General features: G+C 73.2%; 18 protein-coding genes. 8 read left to right on the top strand and 10 right to left on the bottom strand.

Annotated features, from left to right (window positions below):
- From AC156L_RS19460 to AC156L_RS19445, 4 genes are read right to left on the bottom strand one after another with little or no spacing between them, the layout of a single operon-like run.
- Entirely contained in the window at window positions 1-930 is a 930-nt protein-coding gene (locus tag AC156L_RS19460; protein ID WP_330883120.1) for a DODA-type extradiol aromatic ring-opening family dioxygenase, read from the bottom strand.
- Window positions 927-1,805: an alpha/beta fold hydrolase gene (locus AC156L_RS19455; protein WP_330883122.1), complete on the bottom strand. Its 879-nt coding sequence runs from the start codon at window positions 1,803-1,805 to the stop codon at window positions 927-929. Before AC156L_RS19455 ends, AC156L_RS19460 begins: the two co-directional genes overlap by 4 nt.
- Entirely contained in the window at window positions 1,802-2,305 is a 504-nt protein-coding gene (locus AC156L_RS19450) for a cupin domain-containing protein (protein WP_330883124.1), read from the bottom strand. Before AC156L_RS19450 ends, AC156L_RS19455 begins: the two co-directional genes overlap by 4 nt.
- Window positions 2,305-3,081: an SDR family oxidoreductase gene (locus AC156L_RS19445; RefSeq protein WP_422664579.1), complete on the bottom strand. Its 777-nt coding sequence runs from the start codon at window positions 3,079-3,081 to the stop codon at window positions 2,305-2,307. The genes AC156L_RS19450 and AC156L_RS19445 overlap by 1 nt, the downstream gene beginning before the upstream one ends.
- 66 nt (window positions 3,082-3,147) lie before the next feature.
- On the opposite strand from AC156L_RS19445, the gene AC156L_RS19440 reads away from it, so the two are divergent.
- The 4 genes from AC156L_RS19440 (at window position 3,148) to AC156L_RS19425 (ending at window position 7,228) form a co-directional block, all read left to right on the top strand.
- Window positions 3,148-3,915 (top strand): IclR family transcriptional regulator, encoded by a 768-nt coding sequence (locus AC156L_RS19440; RefSeq protein ID WP_330883128.1) that lies wholly within the window; start codon window positions 3,148-3,150, stop codon window positions 3,913-3,915.
- Between the two features lie 99 nt (window positions 3,916-4,014).
- Window positions 4,015-4,479, top strand: coding sequence for a cupin domain-containing protein (locus tag AC156L_RS19435; protein ID WP_330883130.1), 465 nt, complete (start codon window positions 4,015-4,017; stop codon window positions 4,477-4,479).
- A gap of 2 nt (window positions 4,480-4,481) precedes the next feature.
- Entirely contained in the window at window positions 4,482-6,020 is a 1,539-nt protein-coding gene (locus tag AC156L_RS19430) for a flavin-containing monooxygenase (protein WP_330883133.1), read from the top strand.
- Between the two features lie 17 nt (window positions 6,021-6,037).
- On the top strand, window positions 6,038-7,228 hold the full coding sequence (locus AC156L_RS19425; protein WP_330883136.1) for a serine hydrolase domain-containing protein: 1,191 nt from the start codon (window positions 6,038-6,040) through the stop codon (window positions 7,226-7,228).
- Window positions 7,229-7,395: 167 nt separating this feature from the next.
- Here the strand turns inward: AC156L_RS19425 and AC156L_RS19420 are convergent, their stop codons facing one another.
- The 4 genes from AC156L_RS19420 to AC156L_RS19405 all read right to left on the bottom strand — a co-directional run bounded on the left by AC156L_RS19420 (window position 7,396) and on the right by AC156L_RS19405 (window position 14,400).
- Window positions 7,396-8,790, bottom strand: coding sequence for a glycosyl hydrolase family 18 protein (locus tag AC156L_RS19420; RefSeq protein WP_330883138.1), 1,395 nt, complete (start codon window positions 8,788-8,790; stop codon window positions 7,396-7,398).
- Between the two features lie 500 nt (window positions 8,791-9,290).
- On the bottom strand, window positions 9,291-10,688 hold the full coding sequence (mycP, locus tag AC156L_RS19415; RefSeq protein ID WP_484407132.1) for a type VII secretion-associated serine protease mycosin: 1,398 nt from the start codon (window positions 10,686-10,688) through the stop codon (window positions 9,291-9,293).
- A gap of 148 nt (window positions 10,689-10,836) precedes the next feature.
- Window positions 10,837-11,952: a chymotrypsin family serine protease gene (locus AC156L_RS19410; RefSeq protein WP_330883142.1), complete on the bottom strand. Its 1,116-nt coding sequence runs from the start codon at window positions 11,950-11,952 to the stop codon at window positions 10,837-10,839.
- 129 nt (window positions 11,953-12,081) lie between these two features.
- Window positions 12,082-14,400: an ATP-binding protein gene (locus AC156L_RS19405; RefSeq protein ID WP_330883144.1), complete on the bottom strand. Its 2,319-nt coding sequence runs from the start codon at window positions 14,398-14,400 to the stop codon at window positions 12,082-12,084.
- A gap of 276 nt (window positions 14,401-14,676) precedes the next feature.
- Between AC156L_RS19405 and AC156L_RS19400 the strand changes: the two genes are divergently transcribed.
- Together AC156L_RS19400 and AC156L_RS19395 are read left to right on the top strand one after the other, a co-directional pair.
- Window positions 14,677-15,081, top strand: a complete 405-nt coding sequence (locus AC156L_RS19400; protein WP_330883146.1) for an STAS domain-containing protein — start codon at window positions 14,677-14,679, stop codon at window positions 15,079-15,081.
- 157 nt (window positions 15,082-15,238) lie between these two features.
- Complete coding sequence (locus tag AC156L_RS19395) at window positions 15,239-16,060, top strand: GAF and ANTAR domain-containing protein (RefSeq protein ID WP_330883148.1); 822 nt, start codon at window positions 15,239-15,241, stop codon at window positions 16,058-16,060.
- Between the two features lie 9 nt (window positions 16,061-16,069).
- Here the strand turns inward: AC156L_RS19395 and AC156L_RS19390 are convergent, their stop codons facing one another.
- The gene (locus tag AC156L_RS19390) at window positions 16,070-16,744 is read right to left on the bottom strand and encodes a type 1 glutamine amidotransferase domain-containing protein (protein ID WP_330883150.1); all 675 of its coding nucleotides are present in this window, start codon (window positions 16,742-16,744) and stop codon (window positions 16,070-16,072) included.
- 117 nt (window positions 16,745-16,861) lie between these two features.
- Here AC156L_RS19390 and AC156L_RS19385 point away from each other — a divergent pair, with 117 nt between their 5' ends.
- On the top strand, window positions 16,862-17,767 hold the full coding sequence (locus AC156L_RS19385) for a LysR family transcriptional regulator (protein WP_330883152.1): 906 nt from the start codon (window positions 16,862-16,864) through the stop codon (window positions 17,765-17,767).
- 172 nt (window positions 17,768-17,939) lie between these two features.
- The gene (locus AC156L_RS19380; RefSeq protein WP_330883154.1) at window positions 17,940-19,244 is read left to right on the top strand and encodes a cation:proton antiporter; all 1,305 of its coding nucleotides are present in this window, start codon (window positions 17,940-17,942) and stop codon (window positions 19,242-19,244) included.
- Window position 19,245: 1 nt separating this feature from the next.
- Here the strand turns inward: AC156L_RS19380 and AC156L_RS19375 are convergent, their stop codons facing one another.
- Window positions 19,246-20,133 (bottom strand): NAD-dependent protein deacetylase, encoded by an 888-nt coding sequence (locus AC156L_RS19375; protein WP_330883156.1) that lies wholly within the window; start codon window positions 20,131-20,133, stop codon window positions 19,246-19,248.
- Window positions 20,134-20,147 lie beyond the last annotated feature (14 nt).

Raw genomic sequence — 20,147 nt, 5'->3', positions numbered from 1 at the left:
TCAGCGCACCTCGAAGCTCGTGCCGATGCCCATGCCGGTGATCCACTCCGGGACGGGCTCGTAACTGGTCCACCGCAGCGGTTCCCCGACGGCGGCCTGGCCGATCAACCACGCCCGGACCTCGTGCCCGCCGCTGCCCGCGCTGTCCTCCAGCGCCGCGTCGCCGAGCGCCGCGATCGGCGCGGTGTCCGCCGCCGAGAGCTGCGTGAGGAACCAGTCGTCCCACTCCGCGTTGACCCTGGCGTTCGGGTCGCCGCCCATCGCCCGCACCCGCGGCTCGCGCGCGGCGGCGAACGCGCGGACGTCCTTGCGGCCGTGGATGACCGACTCGCGCCGCTCCCCGTCGACCTCGCGCGGGTCGTTGGACGGCAGCCAGTGCGACAGCCCGCCGCTGGCGACGACCAGCACCCGCCCGGCGAACGCCGACGAGCGGATCGCGTCGCCGAGCGCCACACCGAGGCGCACGCAGCGCTCCATGCTGGGCAGCGGCGGTGCCGCGGTGTTGACCACCAGCGGCACCAGCGGGATCGGCGCACCGCCGGACACCATCTCGTAGGACTGCACCACGCCGTGGTCGACGGTGAGCGAGTACGACAGCGACAGGTCGAACCCGTCGGCCGCGAGCCCGTCGCGGATCGACCACGCGAGCTGCGGGGCCACCGGCAGCGGGCCGGAGCGGCTGTCGAAGTCGCCGAACCCGATCGCCTCCTCCACGCCGAGCACGAACGGCGGCATGACGTCGTAGAAGTTGGCGTGGAAGTGGTCGGGGCCGATGACGACGATCGCGTCGGGGGCCAGCTCCGCCACGGTCCGCGCCACGCGCTCGGTGCCCGCGAGGAACGCGCCGCCGGGCTGCGACGGGTCGCTCGGCGGCGTCATGGTCGCGAAGGGGGAGTGGGACATGCCCACGAAACCGATGATCTCGCTCATGAGGGGTCCACGGCGAGGACGAGGAAGTCGTGGTGCGCGCGCAGGTACTCGGCGGGCTTCTCCCACTGCGGCCAGTGCCCGGCGTCGGCGATCACGTGCAGCCGCGCGTCGGGCAGCCACCCCAGCAGCACGTCCGCCTCGTCGAGCCCGCCGGTGGGGTCGTGCTCGGTCCACAGCAGCAGCGTCGGCGCGGTGACCTTCCCGACCCACGACGGGTCCCAGGCGAAGTCCTCGCGCACCACCGGGTCCTGGAGCACGAGCGTGTTCTCGATCGCCTGGGTGAAGCCGGGGCGGCTGTACACCGCGCGCCGCAGGTTCACCAGTTCGTCGGTCACCATCTCCTTGTGGTGGAACAGGAACTCGACGCGGCGGCGCACGGTCTCGTCGCTCGGGTCCCGCACCGCGGCCCTGGTGCTGTCCCGCATCCTGGCCATGACCTCGGGCTTGTTCGCGATGTTGCCCGGCGTGTTCAGCACGAGCCGGTCGACCCGCTCGGGGTGGTGGGCGGCGGTCCACGCCACGACCCAGCCGCCCAGCGACTCGCCGGACAGGTGCGCGGACCCGATGCCGAGCGCGTCCATCAGCCCCAGCAGGTGCGCCGACAGGACGTCGATCGTGTACGGGAGGTCCGGCAGGTCCGACCAGCCGTGGCCGACCATGTCGTAGGCGGTGACGCGGAAGTCCGCCGCCAGCCCCGCGATGTCGCGGGCGTAGGCCTCCAGGTGGCCGCCGGTGCCGTGCAGCAGGACCAGGTCCGGCCCCTCCCCGGCCTGCAACACCCTGGTGCGGACGCCGTCGACGTCCACGTGGCGGAGCTGGTGGTCGACGTCGGCCAGCTCCCCCCAGACGCTGATGTGCTCGGGCAGGGCGCTCATGAGGTCTCCTCCGTGAAGCGGGCGCGGGCCTCCGCGAGGGTCGCCAGGCCCGCGCTCTGCCGCCGTCCGACGCCGAGTGCGGTGAGCAGCCGGGAGTTCTCGATGGTCAGGAACTCGACCGGGTGCTCGGTCGAGTCGTTGTGGTGCCGGTGCCACGTCCACGGCGGCGTGTAGACGAAGTCGCCGGTGGACCAGCTCTCGGTCTCGTCCTCGACCTCGCTGTGGCCGTCGCCGGAGATGACGTAGTGCACCGTCTCGTGGTGGTGGCGCTGCATGTCCGACGTGAGGCCCGGCGGGATCGTCTGCCGGAAGATCTCGAACGTCGCGGTCGGCAGCTTCCCCGCGATGGACAGCGTCGTGGGGTTGTGGACCTGCGCGGCGGGCAGGGTCTCCAGTTCCGCGGCGCGCACGACCACCGGCCGCAGCGCGCTCGGCCGCACGGTGTCGGCTATGGCGCCGAGGAACTCGGCCATGCTGAAGTCCGGTCCGGACTGGGCCATCAGATCGTCTCCGTTCGTCCACCGTCGACCGCCAGGACGGTCCCGTTCACGTAGCTCGCCGCGTCGGACGCCAGGAACGCCACGGCGGCACCGACCTCCTCCGGTTCGCCCGCCCGGCCCGTCGGGACGTGCGCGGCGTCCTCGGCGGCGACGTCGGCGAGGTCGCGGCCCGCCGCCGCGGCGCGCTCGCCGAGCACCTGGGCGCGGCGCTCGGTCGCGGTGGCGCCGGGGGCCACGCAGTTCACCGTCACGCCCTCGGCCGCGAACTCCCGCGACAGCAGCTTCGCCGCCGCGGTCACGCCGGAGCGCAGCACGACCGACGTCGCCAGGTCGGGCTGCGGCTGCCGCACGGCCGAGGACGTCACGAACACCACCCGGCCGAAGCCGCGTTCGGCCATGCCGGGCAGCGCCAACCCGGCCAGCCGCAGCGGGCCGAGCAGGAGCAGGTCGAACGCCTCCCGCCACTGCTCGTCGCCGACGTCCAGGATCCGGCCCGGTGGTGGGCCGCCCGCGTTGAGCACGAGGACGTCGAGCGAGCCGAAGCGGTCCACGACCTCCGTCAGCGCGGCGTGCGCGGCACCCGGTGCGGACACGTCGTTCACGAGCGCGAGCACGGTGGCGCCGGTGCGGTCCCGCAGCCGGGCCGCGGCGTCCTGGAGCACGTCCTCCCGACGCCCGGTGATGACGACCTGGTGGCCCGCGCGGGCCAGGTGCTCCGCCGTGGCGTGGCCGATGCCCGCGGCACCGCCGCCCACGAGTGCGGTCCGAGTGCTGATGGCTTCCTCCTGGGGAGATCGTCGCGACGGGGTTAGCCTGACCCGTGTGAACTCGGGGAGCCAACGGTGAGTCCCGCTGAGCGGGACGGAAGTTCTGAGGGGATGGGCGGGCTGGACCGCGCCGCCGCCATCCTGGGCGCGTTCGACGCCGAGCACCGGGAGCTGACCCTCGCCGCGCTGGTCACCCGCTGCGGGCTGCCGCGCTCCACCACCCACCGCACCGCCGACCGGATGATCAGGCTCGGGTGGCTGGACAAGCCGAAGGACCGGTACCGGATCGGCAACCGGCTGTTCGAGCTGTCCGGCCTGGCGCCGATCCGGCACGAGCTGCGCGAGTCCGTGCTGCCGTTCCTCCAGGACCTGTACAACGCGACCAGGACCACCGTGCAGCTCGGCGTGCTCAAGGGGGCGCAGGTGCTGGTCGTGGAGAAGATCACCGGTCACCAGCCGATGCCGATGCTGTCGCAGGTCGGCGGCACGATCCCGGCCCACTGCTCCGGCCTGGGCCGGGCGATCCTGGCCTACTCCGACCCCGCCGTGGTCGCGGAGGTGCTCGCCGCCGGGATGGTCGCGCGCACACCCCGCACGCTCACCAGCGAGGTCGCCGTCCTGCGCGAGCTGGCCGCCATCCCGGACCGGGGCTGGGCCGTCGACCGCGAGGAGGGCAACATCGGGGTGAACTGCGTGGCCGCCCCGGTCTTCGGTCCGCTCGGCGACGTCGTGGCCGCCCTGTCGGTCACCGGCCCCACGGCGCTCGTGCGCGCGGACCGCATCGGGCCCGCTGTACGGCTGGCGGCCGCCGCCGCGTCACGGGCGTACGCCACCCGCCGGTGAGGAAAGAGTCCCGGTGAGCGGGACTGGGGTTTGGTGGATCGCCGTGGTCACCCCCAGGCTGTGACCGCTGACACTCCGACCACCACGAAGGAGACTCCGGTGACCCTGGGCGGCGGCTACATGCTCCCCTCTCGCGAAGGCCGCGCCATCGCGGCGATCGGGCTCGGCATCACGGTCAAGGCGGACGGGAAGTCCACGCGGGACGCCTACTCGATGTTCGAGTACGCGGTCCCGCCGGAGACCAACGGTCCTCCTCCGCACCTGCACACCCGCGAGGACGAGTCGTTCATCTGCCTGGCGGGCAAGATGGACGTGTCCCTCGGCGGCGAGGAGTTCACCATCGGGCACGGCGACTTCCTGTTCCTGCCGCGCGACGTGGTGCACGCGTTCCGCAACCCCTACGCCGAGGAGGCGCGGGTGGTCTCCGTCGTGTCGCCCGCCGGGCTGGAGCGGTACTACCAGGCGCTCGCGGACATGCCGCCCGGTCCCAAGGACATGACCCTGATGAAGTCGATCATGGCGGACTTCGGCATCGAGCTCCAGATCCCGTCGGAGGCCGAGTAGCCATGCGGATCGCCGTCATCGGTGCGGGCGTCGCGGGCCTCGCCACCGCCAAGGTCCTGCTCCAGGCCGGTCACGACCTGGCCGTGTTCGACAAGGCGCCCGACGTCGGCGGCGTGTGGAGCGCGACCCGCCGCTACCCCGGCGTGACGACCCAGAGCTCCAAGGCCCAGTACTCGCTGTCGGACTTCCCGATGCCGGAGGACTACCCCGAGTGGCCGGACGGGAAGCAGGTCCAGGAGTACTTCGCGGCCTACGCGGCCCGGTACGGGGTCGACCGCGTGCTGCGGCTCGGGACCGAGGTCACCAGCGCCAGGCGCGACGTCGACGGCCGGTGGACCGTGGCGACCACCGTCGGCACCGAGGTGTTCGACCGGCTGGTCGTCGCCAACGGCGTGTTCTGCGAGCCGATGGTCCCGGCCTACCCCGGTGTCGAGGAGTTCACCGCCGCGGGCGGGAGGCTGCTCGCGGGCACGGAGTTCCACGACGCCGAGGAGGCGCGGGACAGGCACGTGCTGGTCGTCGGCTACGGCAAGTCGGCGTGCGACGTGACCGTGCCGGTCAGCGAGGTCGCCGCCAGCACGGACGTGATCGCCCGCCAACTGCTGTGGAAGGTGCCGCGCAGGATCGCGGGCGTGCTGAACTTCAAGATGCTGCTGCTCACCAGGATGGGCGAGGCGCTGTTCCGCTACCTGCGGCCGCGCGGCGTCGAGAAGTTCCTGCACGGGCCGGGCAACGGCCTGCGGCGCGCCATGCTCAACTCCGTCGGCTCGGTGTCGGTCCGCCAGTTCGGGCTCGAGCGGCTGGACCTGGTGCCCGCCGGGACCATGGAGGACATCGTCCGCGGCGCCATCGGCCTCGCGACCGAGGGCTTCTTCGAGGGCGTCGCCGAGGGCCGCATCACCGTGCGCCGCGACCGCACGGTCACCCGCCTCCTCGCGCGGGACGGGAAGCCGTTCGCCGAGCTGAGCGACGGCGTCCAGCTGCCCGCCGACCTGGTCGTGTGCGCCACCGGGTTCACCCAGGGGGTGCCGTTCCTGGCCGAGGACGTGCGGCGGGAGCTGTTCGACGAGCGCGGCAACTTCATGCTGTACCGGCAGATCCTGCCGCTGGGCGTGCCCGGCCTGTACTTCAACGGCTACAACTCCTCGTTCTTCAGCCCGTTGAACGCCGAGATGGCCGCCGTCTGGATCGCCGCCGACATCGCGGGCGCCGTCCCGCTGCCGGAGGCGGGCGCGATGCGCGGTGCGGTCGTGGAGCAGTTGGCGTTCATGGACGCCGCCACGGACGGCCACCACTGCCGCGGCACGAAGATCATCCCGTTCTCGATGCACAACGTGGACGAGGTGCTCGGCGACCTCGACCTGGACGTCACGGCGCGCGTCCGGGCGTCGCACTGGCTCAACCCGGTCGACCCGGCCGCCTACCGGGGCGTCACCCCGGCGCTGCTGGCCCGGCTCGCGGCGACCGCTCCCGAGCCGGGGGCCCGCGTGCTGCCGTTCAGCCCGGCCGTCGAGGAGTCCGAGCGCAACGTCGCAGGTTGACGACGTAGAGTCACCTCGTGAAGGGGGTGGCCGTGGTCGGCTCGGTGCGTGCGGTGGTGGGTGCGGTGCTGTGCGTCGCCGGTCTCGCGGTGGCGTGCACCACCGCCCCGGCCCCGGCCCCGTCGTCCACGCCGCCCCCACCCGCGTCGTCCTCGGCCCCGGCCGCCCCGTCGTCCACGCCGCCGTCGGTGCCGTCCGCCGTGTCCGTCCCGCCGACGCCGGACGGCGGACCGCTCGACGACTACCTGACCGGGCTCGTGGGGCAGCAGCAGTTCCGCGGCGCCGTCGAGGTGCGGCGGGGCACGGACGTGCTGCTGCGCAAGGGCTACGGGCCCGCCGACGTCGAGTCGGGCGCGCCGATCACGCCGGACACCCGGTTCGAGGTCGGGTCGATCACCAAGCAGTTCACGGCCGTCGCCGTGCTGCGGTTGCAGGAGCAGGGCAAGCTGCGCGTCACCGAACCGGTCTGCGCCTACCTCCAGGGCTGCCCCGCCGAGTGGGCGCCGATCACCGTCGAGCAGCTGCTGCTGCACACGTCCGGGCTCTACAACTACACCTCCGCCCCCGAGGAGGAGGCGGCCCGGTTCCAGAACCGCGAGGTGGCCCCGGCGGAGCTGATCTCCTACGTGGCGGGCAAACCGCTCGACTTCGAGCCGGGGACGCAGTGGAGGTACAGCAACTCCGGGTACGTCGTCCTCGGGCTGCTGGTCGAACGACTGTCCGGGATGGACTACGGGACGTTCCTGCGGCGGCAGCTGTTCGACGCGCTCGGGATGCGCGACACCCGCTACGACGGCGGCGCCGCCCCGCGCGCCAAGGGGTACACGGACTGGACGACACCCGGCGAGGACCACCCGTCGCTGTACTACGCGGCGGGCGGCGTGGTGTCCAGCACGGGCGACCTGGCGCGGTGGAACGCCTTCCTGCTCACCGGGACGCCCGCCGTGCTGAACGCCGGGTCGCTGGCGTCGATGGTGGTGCCGCGCGCGCAGGTGCCGGGCACGCCGGTGGGGTACGGGTACGGCATCGAGGTCCACGACAGCGGGCCCGGCCTCACCTACTACCACGGAGGGCTGGTCACGGGGTTCCGCAGCGCCAACAGCATCCGGCCGTCGTCCGGCCTGTCCGTGACGGTGCTGACCAACGACACGGGGATCGACCCCGAGGCCGTCGGGAACAGGCTGGCCGAACTCGCCGACGGGATCTGACCGGCGGCGGTGGGGCCGGTCGAGGCGTCCGGCGGGTCCGCGAACAGGGAGGAACCGCTGGTCGAGCTGCCCCGGTGTTGATGTCCGGAACGGACCGACCGGACGCCGTTCGTGAATGCGGAACGCCCGGCCGCGGCGCGAGCGGCCGGGCGTTCCGCGGGATCGGATCAGGCGGGGAGCCGCCACACCTGGTTCGCGCCGCCGAAGCAGTCCCAGATCTGGAGCCGGGCGCCGTCCGCCGAGCTGTTGCCCGTCACGTCGAGGCAGCGGCCCGACGCGGGGTTGCGCAGGGTGCCGTTCGACTGGGCCTGCCAGCTCTGCGACCCGGTGCCGTTGCAGTCCCACAGCTGGATCGGCGTGCCGTTGGCGGTGCCCGCGCTCGTCACGTCGAGGCACTTGCCCAGTGCGCGGATCGTGGTGTCCGTGCCGACCGTCCAGCTCTGCGCGGTGCTGCCGTTGCAGGTGTAGAGCTGGACCGCGGTGCCGTTCGCGCTGTTCGCCGCCGCCACGTCGACGCACTTGGACGCGATGCCGGTGATGGGGCCGGTCTTGCCGCCGACGGGCGGGGTGGTGCCGCCGGTGACCGTGTCGTAGATGGCGCTGACCAGCGAGGTGGAGCCGGTCGTGTCCTGGGACAGCTCCCAGTTCATGATGCCGCCCGCGTTGGCCATGGCCCACTGGGTCTTGCGCTTGATCGTCGGGATGCCGTTGTAGCACTGCTGCACGCCGCTGATGGTGGTGCAGTCGCGGTTGGCGTTGGCCGGGTCGCGCGACACCAGGTCGGCGTAGGTGAGGTAGGTCGGCCTGCTGTAGAACGGGACGCCGAGCACCGCCTTGTTGGCGGGCAGGCCGCGGTTCTTCCAGAAGTTGACCGACGCGATCGACCAGTCGTAGTTGGCGTGGGGGCTGCCGCCGTCGTACGCCATGATGTTGAGCCAGTCGACGGCGCTGAAGACCGCGGGCTGGACGCCGTTCGCGGTGCCGCCCTCCGACACCACCGCCGCGGTGAGCAGCTTGCCCTGCGCGTGCAGCGCGCTGCTGAGCTGCTGCATCAGCGCGGTGTAGTTGTTGCCCGACTGGCCGGGGTCCGGGTACTCCCAGTCGATGTCGACGCCGTCCAGGTTGTACTGGTTGATGGCGCCCATGACCGCGTTGACGAACGTCGTGCGGCTGCCCGCGTTGCCCGCCAGCGCCTCGAAGGCCGAGTCGTTGCCGTCGTTCCAGCCGCCGATCGCGAGCGAGACCTTCACGCCGTTGGCGTGGCCCTGGCTCACCAGCGACTGGAGCTTGCCGGGGTCGGGGATGGCCTGGAGCGAGCCGTTGGAGTTCGGCAGGGCGAACGAGTAGTTGATGTGCGTCAGCTTGGAGTACTGGATGGCGTTGACGTTGCCCGACCAGGACGGCATGTAGCCGACGCTGCGGAAGCCGTTCGGCAGGACCGTGGCCTCGGCGGCCGTGCTGCCGACGACCGCGACCGTGATGCCGGTCGCGAGGGTGGCCAGTGCGACGCCGACGGCGCCGAGGCGCTTCCGGAGACGGCTCCTGGACGTGGATGACTGCATGGACGGCTCGCTTTCAGGATAGGAGCCCCGCGCGACGCGGTGGGTTCGCGAAGCGCGGTTCGGGTGGGGCGGGGGTCGTGCGGGGCGCGGCAGGGTGGCTGCGTCGCACGGGGTCGGCGAGCGCCGGTCCGCGCGGTCGTGCCGCGGAACCGGTCGGGTGGTGCTGAGTCGGCGAACCCCTCAGGAGGGCGGGGGGACCCACGAGCCAGCGAACGCGAGTGCTCGTGTCCTCATCGACACTTCCCTTCGCTCGGGCGGCGGCTGCGGGCGACGTTACTGCATGTCTTTAATCAAGTCACGATGTAAGGGATGACTTGTCTAGACCTTCTTGGGGCCGGGTGCGGCTGCCCGGTTCGGGCGGCGGGCCGCCGGAAGCCTGGGCACGGCGGCTCGCGGTAAGGGCTTGCCTGGTGGTGCGGTGGGGAAGCGGGTCGGGTTCGGTTGGTTTCGGGGCGCGCGGGTCTGCGCGGTGCGGAAGCGGGCCGGGGTTCAGGGCCCGGTCAGCCTCGGGGCGAGCGGGTTCGGCGGGTCGTGCGCACGACGAACAGGGCCAGCAGCAGCAGACCCGCGGCCGTGCCGCTCCCGGCCAGCGCGACCACCAGCGGGGTCCGGTCCGGGGCCTCGCGGCTGCCGAGGTCGGTCACCAGCGGCGGCAGTTCGGGGAGCTGGGCGCCCGGTCGTTCCAGCGGCAGCTCGGCCGTGAGCGCCGCGATCGGGTCGACCACGCCCGCGCCGACCTTGCGGTCGCGGCCGTCCTGGTTGCCGGGGTGCTGCGCGGTGGACGTGAGGCGCCGCACCACCTGGCGCGCGGTCAGCTCGGGGTGGCGTTCCCGCACCAGCGCGGCGACGCCCGCGACGTAGGGCGCGGCGAAGCTGGTGCCCTGGATGGCCCCCTCCTTGCCGTCCTCGGCGATGGAGACGTCGGTGAGGCCCTCGCCCTGCGCGTCCACGGTCGTGATCTCCTCGCCGGGCGCGGCGATGCTCACCCACGGGCCCCACACGCTGAACGTCGACGGCCTGCCCTGGCGGTCCACCGACGCCACGGACAGCACGTCGTCGCGGTACCACGGCGGGGACGCGACGACCTGGACGTCCTCGGCGTCGGGGTTGTCGTTCTGCGCGGCGCACCCCTTGCCCTCGGGGCCCAGGTTGCCCGCCGCGGCGACGACCACGACGTCCTTGGTGTTGACGGCCCAGTCGATCGCGGCCTGCACCGCGCGTTCGCCGGGGCCGGGGCTCTTCGGCCTGGTGCACGAGGTGAGCGAGATGTTGATGACGTCGGCGCCGCGGTCGACGGCGTGCACGATGGACTGGGCCAGCGTGAGGACCCCGCCGGGGGTCGTGCGGCCGTCGGGGCCGGGGTTCTCGGCCTCGTAGAAGCCGCTCGTCTGGCGGATGGACAGGATCGTGGCGTCCGGTGCGGCGCCGACGAACCCGGTCCGCGGGTCGCGGCTCGCCGCCGCGACGCCCGCCACCTCGGTGCCGTGGCCGTCGCAGTCGACGAGGCCCCGGTCGGAGGTCACGACGAAGTCGCCACCCGCCTCCACGCGGTCGCCGAGCCGCGCGTGCGGGCGGACGCCGGTGTCGATGATCGCGATCTTCACGCCCTTGCCGGTGGCGAACCGGTGCGCGTCGTCGAGGCGCAGCACGAGCTGGGCGTGCGGCTTGGCCGTGAGCGTCTGGTCCTCGGCGGCGGAAGCCTTGCAGGGCTTGGACTGCGCGTAGGTGAGGTCGGCCCTCGGCGTCACGGACACCGGCAGCAGGTCGCGGTCCACCGGCGGCGGCACGGCGTTCGTCGGCGCCGACTCGGCCACCGTGAGCGCGGGTGGGGCGGCGACGAGCAGGAGCGCGGCGGCGGCCGTCGCGGCGACCCTGCTCGTGGTGCGGGCAACGCGCATGGTCGGCGTCCTCGGTGGTCGGTGGCGCGGGACAAGATCGCGCGAACCACTGTAGGGACGAGCGCAAGCCCGGCGGAGCGGTTCGGGGGAGGTCGCTCCCCGGACCGGGGGAACCGCTCGGCGCGCGGATCCCCCGGTCCCGGTGCGGCTACGGCATGTACACGCCGAAGTCGCGGTTCGCCGTGCGGAAGTCCTGGAACCCGATGCGGGCTCCCGCCGTGCGCGTCACCGTGCCCTTCGCGATCACGCCGCCCGCGGACGACGGGCCGTAGACCGGGCCGCCGCTGTCACCGGGCCGCGCGGCGGGCTGGCCGTTGAGCTGCTCGCCCTCCACCAGGTCCTCGCGGTCGGAGTAGAAGAACAGGACCTTGATGTTGCACACGGCGCCGCCGGTCGCCCCGGCGCTCGTGACACCGGACTGGCACAGGATCTCGTTGGTGTAGACGTCACCCCAGCCGCGCACGGCCTCGACCGAGTTGCTGTCGCCGCCGCCCACGTACAGCTGGCTCGTCACGTTGCCGGTGGGGATCAGCATGATGTCGTGGTCGGAGTGCTCGACGCTCACGGTGCCGATGTACTCGCCCGTCGGGTCGGTCACCCGCTGGCCGGGGTTGCCGCAGTGCGCCGCGGTGAGCAGGAACCGGTCGTTGTTGCCGTTGCGGACCGCGAAACCGGAGGTGCAGGCGGCGTTGCCGAGCACGATGGTCGCGCCGCCCTTCCACGGCGGGCCGTCGTTGCGCCGCGACACCGGCCGCAGCGGCTCCTCGCGGACCACGGACACCGGAACGCCCGGGTCGAGCGCGGAGGTGAACGCCCCCGCGTCGCTCCACGGGTAGGTGCCGAGCACCAGTCCGCTGCCGTCGGCGGGGATCTTGACCGCGTGCACCGGCGACCCGGGCCCCCGGCTCGCCTCGACGGTCTTCGCCGCCTCCCGCAGCTCGGCGTTGGTGTGCGCGGCGGGGGAGACGCGCACCGGCGCCACCTCGGACGCCCGCTTCACCACCGCGGCCACGGAGTCGGGCACGTCGCCCTTCCACCACAGCTCGACGTGCGAGTCCTCCAGCACGAGGCCCGCGAAGCCGGTGACGTCCTCGGCCTCCGCCTTGACGATGTCCGCCGCCGCGATCAGCGGTTGCTGCGCGAGCATCCTGGCCTGGACCGGGTCGGGTGCCGGGGCCGGCTGCGCCGACACCGGGGAGCTGATGAGTGCCGCGGACAGCGCTGCCACCGCGGTGACCGCCCACCGGACTGTTGTTGCCTTCACGCCAGACTCTCCTCGGCTCGTCCTCCTCGACGTGGCAGCGGAGCACTCAGCGTATGGTCCAGACCTGTTACGTGTCATCGACACAACCGGACAAGAAGCGACACGACCGGACAGATCGGTGTCGGGCCGTCAGGAGATGCCGGTGGTGAACCGCTCCACGACCTCCACCGCGAGGTCGCGCACCTTCACGTTGCGGTTCTTCGACGTCGCCGCGAGCCGGTCGAACGCGGTGGCGGCGTCGCACCGGTTCAACGCCATCGTGATGCCCACGGCCTGGCTGATCGTGTCGCGCGTGTCGAGCGCTCGGCGCAGGGTGCTCACCCGGTGCTCCCCGGCGACGATCAGCGCCTCGCGCAGCTGCGACAGCTCCAGGTGCACGCGGACGCGCGCGACCAGCTCGACCGGGTCGAACGGCTTCACCACGTAGTCGTCCGCGCCGAGCCGCAATCCCTCCACCGTGGACTCCGAGCCCGCGCGGGCGGTCAGCAGCACGACCGGGACGCGGGCGAGGTCCGGGTCCGCGCGCAGGTCGGCCAGCAGCGACAGGCCGTCGCGGCCGGGCAGCATCACGTCGCTGAGCACCAGGTGGGGCCGCTTGTCGCGGGCCTGCCGGAGGGCGGAGTCCGCGTCGCCGACCGCGTCGACCGACCACTGCTGCCCGGCGAGCAGCCGCACCAGGTGGTCGCGCATGTCCGCGTTGTCCTCCACCAGCAGGACGCGGCTGCCCGAGTCGTCCGGTGTGGACACCGCGGACGAGTCCCACTGCCGGGCCTCGCCCGCGAACGCGGCGCCCAGCTCGGCCACCGCGGGGCTGGTGCGCCCGGAACCGGTCTCGGACGGGCGCAGCGGAACCGTGACGGTGAACGTGCTGCCGACCCCCGGCGCGCTCTCGACGGTGGTGGTGCCGCCCATCGCCGCGGACAGGTCCGCGACCAGCGAGAGCCCGATGCCGGTGCCCTCCCGGCTGCGGCCGGTGATCCCCTCGACCTGGTGGAACCGCTCGAAGACCCGCTCCTGCTCGCTCACCGGGATGCCGACACCGGTGTCGGTGACGCTCAGGACGAGGTCGGTCCCCGTGGTGCGCAGCGCCAGCGTGATCGAGCCCTCCGGGGTGAACTTCAGCGCGTTCGACAGCAGGTTCAGCACCACGCGGGCCCACATCTCCTGGTCGAGCGCGACCACGCCCACCGGGTCGAGGTCCACCACGAGCCGCAGGCCCGCGTTGTCGGCCACCGAGGTGAACATGCCCGCGCACTCGGCGGTCAGCGCGGCGACGTCGGTCGGCTCCGGCTGGGCGCGCAGCCTGCCGGACTCCGACCTGGCCACGTCGAGCAGGGCGTCCACCAGCAGCCGCAGCCGCTGCGCGGCGCGGTGGGCCGCCGCCATCGCCTCCCGCTGGGCCTCGGGCAGCGCGTCGGCGTGGTCGTCCAGCAGGCTCCGCAGCGGCGCCAGCAGCAGCGTCAGGGGCGTGCGGAACTCGTGGCTGACGTTCTGGAAGAACCGGCTCTTGGCGGCGTCCAGGTCGACCAGCGCCCGCGCCCGGTCGCGCTCGGCCCCGTAGGCCACGGCGTCACCCAGCGCGGTGCCCACCCGCGCGGCCACCAGGTCGACGAACGTCGCGTAGGCGTGGTCGTACTCGCGGTACCGGCTCAGCCCGAGCACCACGACCCCGAGGACCCCGCCGACCCCGCGCAGCGGGACGACGGCCACCGCTCCGGTCCGCTCGGCGCTCCCCGTCGCGGCGACCCGCCCGACCACCTCGCCGTCCACGCCGTCGGCGTCGCCGTAGGACGCCACGAGCACGAGCCCGGCGGCGCCGCCCAGGTGGATCTCGGCGAACGGCAGGTCCTGCGGGCTGCCCGCCAGCACGTCGACCACGGCCCGGCAGGCGTCCGCCGCCGTGGCGGCGTCGGCGACCGACACGGTGCCGAGCCGCCGCAGCACCTCCAGGCGGCGGTCGCCGAGCACGCGGGCCGTCACGTCGGACGTCGCCACGAAGATCCCCGCGACCGAGCCGTCCTCGGCGTGCACCGGGCTGTAGGAGAACGTCCAGTACGTCTCCTCCAGGTAGCCGTGCCTGCGCATGTACAGCAGGTGGTTCTCCAGGTGCGTGACGCCGCCCGCCAGCGCGGACTCCGCCATCGGCCCCAGTTCCTCCCACACCTCCGGCCAGCACTCCGCGCCCGGCTGGCCGACGGCCTCGGGGTACTTGCCGCCCAGCACCGGTGTGTAGGCCTCGTTGAAGATCTGGATCATCCGGGGCCCCCACCACAGCAGCATCGGGATGCGCGAGGGCAGGACCGTGCGGATCGCCGAGCGCAGCTCCACCGACCAGGTGTCGACGGGGCCGAGGGGGGTGGCCGACCAGTCGAGCGCCCGGTGTCTCGCGAGGGTGTCGCCCGGCCCGGCGAACAGCCGCCGGGCAGACGAGTCCTGGTGGTCCGTCACTGTTCGACGACTCCCGTGGCGACGGCGACACGATCCACGCGGGATGCGCGTCGCGGTGGGCGACTGCGGTCCGCGCGGCTGGTGTCTCAACCGGCGACGCTCATCGTAACCGCCGGACCGGGACGCGCCGAACGGGTGGGGAACGCTCCCGGGTTGCCGTCCCCTTCAGATCCTCGTATCGTTATCGAGGCGAACCATCGTTCGCGCGTTCGAGATTGGTTCGGGTTCAACAGCTAGCTCGGCTGGTCTCTCTCTGCTTCGTGGAGAGGACTTCCCATGCCCAAGCAGGCCTCGCCGACCACTCCCACCTCCACCGCGCTCCTGCCCGACGACGTGTCGGTGCTCGCGCTCACCGGTGAGATCGACGCCACCACCGCGCAGACCACCAGGGCCAAGGCGCTCGCGGCGGTCGACGCCAAGCCCGCCGCCCTGGTGCTCGACCTGTCCGGTGTCGAGTTCTTCGGGTCCAACGGCATCGCCATCGTCCTGGAGGCCGCCCAGCGCGCCGAGCTGCGCGGCATCCGGTTCGTCGTCGTGGCCCACCGGCACGTCGTGCTGCGCCCGCTCCAGGTGACCGGTGTGGACGCGCGGCTGACCATCCGGCCGAGCCTCACCGCCGCGCTGGACGACCTCCACCGCCCCACGACCGGCATCCCGGTGGCCAGATCCGGCCAGGCGTGACAATCTCCGGAGGCGGGTGACCGCCCCGGTTTCCGACGCGGGTGGTCGCGCGTTGAACAGACAGCGCCATCGACGCCCCGGTCGGTCGGGCTCGACGCGGTGCTGGTGCGCGCCGGGCCCGACCGGTCTGTGCGATCCGACGAGGAGGGCCCGGCAGATGGCCGACGAACAGGACTGGGCGGGCGACAAGGACCGCTTCGTCGAGGACGCCCGCCGGGTCGCCGAACAGCACCCGACCCCGGTCGCCGACGACTCCCCGTCCAGCAGCCCGCTGGTGGAGCAGTTCACCGCCCTGACCCGGTCGCTGCTGGACGCCGAGACGCTCGGCGAGGTGCTCGACCGGATCCTGGTGGCGTGCACCAGGGCCATCCCCGCCGTCGACGTGGCCAGCGTGACGATGCGCGACCCCGACGGCACGTTCCACACGCCCACCGAGACCGACTCGATCGGCTACGAGCTCGACCAGGTGCAGTACGCGACCGGGGAGGGGCCCTGCGTGGACGCCGCCCGGATGCCCGGCCCCGCGCTCGCCTGCAGCGACGACCTGGCCAACGACCCGAACTGGCCGAGGTTCGGTCCCGCCGCGGCCGCGCGGGGCATGGGGTCGCTGCTGTCCACGGCCCTGCTGCCCGAGGCCCGGCCGCCGCAGCTCACGGGAGCGCTGAACCTGTACTCCCGCAAGACCCACGGCTTCCGGCCGGAGGACCGCACCACCGCGCTGCTGCTCGCCACCCACGCCTCGCTGGCCCTGGCCGCCACGAACGCCCGCACGAACGCCGACCTGGACGTGGCCCAGCTCCGCAAGGCGATCGACACGCGCGACGTGATCGGCCAGGCCAAGGGGATCCTGATGCACCGCAGGGGGATCACCGCCGACGAGGCGTTCGACGTGCTGCGCACGACGTCGCAGAGCCTCAACGTGAAGCTGGCCGACCTGGCGTCCACGCTGGCGAGCAGGCACCACGAGATCGAGCTGTAGGAACGCCGGTCAGCCGCGCCGGGCCAGCAGTCCGGCCACCTGCCTCGCGGTGTCCACACTGGACTGCGGGTTCTGGCCGGTGACCAGGTTCCCGTCGACGACCACGGTGCTGCTCCACGCCGGGCCCGCCGCCACCCGCGCGCCGAGGTCGCGCAGCCGCGCCTCGACGGAGTAGGGCACGTCGAGGCCTCCCTGGCGCTCCTCCTCGTCGGTGAACACGGTCAGCTCGCGGCCCGCGAACGCGAACGCGCCGTCCTCGCGCACCGCGCTGAGCAGCCCGGCCGGACCGTGGCACAGGGCCGCGACGACCTTGCCCTCGGCCTCGAACCGCACCAGCAGCCGCCCCAGGGCCCCGTCGACCGCCAGGTCCGCCATCGGACCGTGCCCGCCGGGCAGGTACACCGCGTCGAAGTCCGCCGCGTCCACGTCCGCCAGCACCAGCGGCGAGGCCAGCTCGTCGGCGATCGCGTCCACGGCCGCGCCGAAGTCGTTGCCCTCCAGGCTCGCCGCGTCCACGGTCGGCCGCACGCCGCCGGGCGTGGCGACGGCCACCTCGACGCCCGCCTCCCGCAGCACGCGCAACGACTCGACGACCTCCTCCGCCCAGAAGCCGGTCGGGTGGCTCGTGCCGTCCGCCAGCACCAGCGCGTCGGCGCCGGACACGACCATCAGTGCCTTCGTCATGCTCTTCCTCTTCCACTCGGATCGACCGGATCTGCTGACGTCAACCACCCTGCCATCACCAGTAGTCCGGTACCTTTTCGTGGATCATCAGATTTCTTATGACTGGAGGCTGGTGCGGTGACCGACCTCGACCTGCTCGCGACGTTCCTGGAGATCTACCGCGGCGGCTCCCTCACCTCGGCCGCCGCCCGCCGCGGCCTGACCCAGCCCGCGGTCAGCGGCCAGCTCGCGCGGCTCGAACGCGACCTGGGCGAGCCGCTGTTCACCCGGTCCAGCCGGGGCGTGACGCCCACCGAACGGGCCGACGAGCTGGCGCGGCGCGTCGGGCCGCACGTCGACCAGCTGCGGTCCGCGCTGAGCGACACCGACGACCAGGAGGCGTACGCGGGGGCCGTGCACCTGGCCGGGCCCGCCGAACTCGTGTCGGCGCGGGTGCTGCCCGCCCTCGTCCCGCTCACGACCAGGGGCCTGCGCCTGCGCGTCACCCTCGGCCTGGCCGACGACCTGCTGGCCGCACTGGCGAACGCCCGGCTCGACGTGGTCGTCTCGGCCGTCCGGCCCACCGACCGCACGCTCGTCGCGACCCCGTTCGTCGACGAGGAGTTCGTGCTGGTCGCGCCGCCCGCGCTGGCCCGCACCGTGGACCGGGAACGGCTCGCCGCCGACCCCGTCAAGGCCCTCGCCCACCTGCCGCTGGTCGCCTACGCGGAGGAGCTGCCGATCATCCGGCGCTACTGGCGCGGCGAGTTCGGCCGCCGCCCGCCCAACCACGTCGCCGTCACCGTGCCGGACCTGCGGGCCGTCCTCGCGGCCGTCGTCGCGGGCGCGGGCGTCACCGCCCTGCCCCGCTACCTGGCCGAACCGGCGCTCGCCGCGGGCTCGGTGGAGCTGCTGCACCAGCCCGCGGTGCGCCCGCTCAACACGCTGTACCTGGCGACCAGGGCGGGAGCGCTGGCCAACCCGTCGGTCGCGCTCGTGCACCGGAGCCTGCTGGCCCGCTCGAAGGAGTGGACCGGGCTGTAGGTCGGACGGTGCCGGTGGTCGGCGCTCGCGCGGCGAGCACGGGAGTCCACTTCGGAGTGCCGCAGGTGAACGCCGGTCGCGCGGCGGAGTCCCGCAGTGTCGTGGCCGGGCTGGTGGTACCGGGGTGAGACGGTCGTGCGGAGTCCACGGCACACACCGAAGGAGAACCCGGATGACGGTCCTCGCCGCACCGGTCAGCCCCATCGGAGCGCACCAGATGCTGGTGTTCCTGCTCCAGGTCTCCCTGCTGCTCGGCACCGCGTTCCTCCTGGGCAGGCTCGCGATCAGGGTCAAGATGCCCGCGCTGGTGGGCGAACTGGCCGCGGGCGTGCTGCTGGGGCCGTCGCTGCTCGCGCACGCCCTCCCCGCGCTGTCGGCGTGGCTGCTGCCCACCAACCCCGAGCAGATCCACCTGCTCGACGCCGTCGGCCAGCTCGGCGTGCTGCTGCTGGTCGGCCTGACCGGCATGCACATCGACCTCGGCCTGGTGCGGCGCAAGGGCAAGACGGCCGCGTGGGTGAGCACGGGCGGGCTGCTCGTGCCGCTGGGCCTCGGCTTCGCCGTCGGGATGGTGCTGCCGACGTCGCTGATCGCCGAGGGGACGGAGCGCGACGTCTTCGCGCTGTTCCTCGGGGTGGCGATGTGCGTGAGCGCGATCCCGGTCATCGCGAAGACCCTGCTGGAGATGCGGCTGCTGCACCGCAACATCGGCCAGCTGATCATCAGCTCGGCGGCGGTCGACGACATCGTCGGCTGGTCGCTGCTCTCGATCGTCTCGGCGATGGCGACCACGGGCCTGCGCGCGGGCCTGGTGCTGTTCACCGTCGGCTGCCTCCTCGTGGTGGCGGTGGTGGCCCTGCTGATCGGCAGGCCGCTGGTGCGCAAGAGCCTGGAGTACGCGAACAGGTCCAGCGACCCCGGCGTGACCGTCGCCGTCGTCGTGCTGCTGCTCGTCCTGTCCGCGGCGGGCACCCACGCGCTCGGCCTCGAACCGATCCTGGGCACGTTCGTCTGCGGTGTGCTGCTCAGCTCGTCCGGCCTGCTCGACCGCACGAAGCTCGCGCCGCTGCGGACGTTCGTCATGGCCGTCCTGGCCCCGATCTTCTTCGCCACGGCCGGTCTGCGGATGGACCTGACCGCGCTGCGCGAGCCCGCTGTGCTGGGCGCGGCCGTCCTGGTGCTCGCGGTGGCGATCGGGGGCAAGTTCATCGGCGCCTACATCGGCGCCCGCACGGGCAAGCTCACGCACTGGGAGGGCCTCGCGCTCGGCGCCGGGCTCAACGCCCGCGGTGTCGTGGAGGTCGTCGTCGCGATGGTGGGCCTGCGCCTCGGCGTCCTGACCACCGAGACCTACACGATCATCATCCTGGTGGCCGTCGTGACGTCGCTGATGGCGCCGCCGACCCTGCGCTACGCCGTCGGCCGGATCACCGAGACGACCGAGGAGCAGGACCGGGAGAAGGCGTTCAGCGGGTAGCTCAGCCGGTGGCGACGCCCAGCCGCTCGGTCAGCTCCGTGAGGGCCTGGCCGAGCGGCAGGTCGACCCGCACCGCGGCGCACGCGTCGCCGCGCGTCTCGCCGCGGTTGACGATGAGGACCCGCTTGCCCTCCTTGGCGGCGTGCCGGACGAACCGCAGGCCGGACATGACGGTCAGCGAGGAGCCGAGCACCAGCACGGCGTCGGCCTCGTCGACCAGCCGGTAGCACCGCTCGACGCGGGCGCGCGGGACGTTCTCGCCGAAGAACACCACGTCCGGCTTGAGCACCCCGGTGCGGCACGCCCCGCACGCCACGAGGTGGAAGGTCGCGACCACGTCGGCGGCCAGCTCCACGTCGCCGTCGGGGTTGATCCGCGTCGCGGTGCCCTCGAACGCCGGGTTGGCCGCGCGCAGCCTGCGGTCCAGGTCCTCGCGCGGGCTGGTGCCGCCGCAGTCGAGGCAGATCACCCGGTCGAGGCTGCCGTGCAGCTCCACGGCGTCCGGCGCGCCCGCGGCCTGGTGCAGGCCGTCGACGTTCTGCGTGATGATCCCGGACAGGTGGCCGCTCGCGCGCAGCGCGCTGACGGCGCGGTGGCCCGCGTTCGGAGCGGCACGGGCGATGGTGCGCCAGCCGAGGTGGCTGCGGGCCCAGTAGCGCCTGCGGCCCGCCGGGCTGCCGACGAACTCCTCGTAGGTCATGGGGGTGTGGCGGCGGAGGCTGCCCTCCTCGCCCCGGTAGTCCGGGATGCCGGACTCCGTGGACAGGCCCGCCCCGCTGAGCACGACCACGCGCCCGCGGGCGACGGTCTCGACGACCTCGTCCAGGTCGGTGGTGCGGGGCAGGGGGGCGCCCGTCGCCGTCCAGCTCAACGTCGGCCGAGTTCGCACGCCACCGAGCTTAC

It is taken from the genome of Umezawaea sp. (assembly GCF_057122925.1).
Note: the sequence above shows the minus strand (reverse complement) of the source record. Positions and strands in the feature narration are given on the sequence as shown.

Bases quoted from the DNA above. Each gene is read 5' to 3' on its own strand.
- AC156L_RS19430 (WP_330883133.1), top strand. From the start codon at position 4,482: ATGCGGATCGCCGTCATCGGTGCGGGCGTCGCGGGCCTCGCCACCGCC.
- AC156L_RS19455 (WP_330883122.1), bottom strand. From the start codon at position 1,805: ATGAGCGCCCTGCCCGAGCACATCAGCGTCTGGGGGGAGCTGGCCGAC.
- AC156L_RS19460 (WP_330883120.1), bottom strand. From the start codon at position 930: ATGAGCGAGATCATCGGTTTCGTGGGCATGTCCCACTCCCCCTTCGCG.
- AC156L_RS19400 (WP_330883146.1), top strand. From the start codon at position 14,677: ATGCCCAAGCAGGCCTCGCCGACCACTCCCACCTCCACCGCGCTCCTG.
- mycP (WP_484407132.1), bottom strand. From the start codon at position 10,688: ATGCGCGTTGCCCGCACCACGAGCAGGGTCGCCGCGACGGCCGCCGCC.
- AC156L_RS19450 (WP_330883124.1), bottom strand. From the start codon at position 2,305: ATGGCCCAGTCCGGACCGGACTTCAGCATGGCCGAGTTCCTCGGCGCC.
- AC156L_RS19380 (WP_330883154.1), top strand. From the start codon at position 17,940: ATGACGGTCCTCGCCGCACCGGTCAGCCCCATCGGAGCGCACCAGATG.
- AC156L_RS19420 (WP_330883138.1), bottom strand. From the start codon at position 8,790: ATGCAGTCATCCACGTCCAGGAGCCGTCTCCGGAAGCGCCTCGGCGCC.
- AC156L_RS19390 (WP_330883150.1), bottom strand. From the start codon at position 16,744: ATGACGAAGGCACTGATGGTCGTGTCCGGCGCCGACGCGCTGGTGCTG.
- AC156L_RS19395 (WP_330883148.1), top strand. From the start codon at position 15,239: ATGGCCGACGAACAGGACTGGGCGGGCGACAAGGACCGCTTCGTCGAG.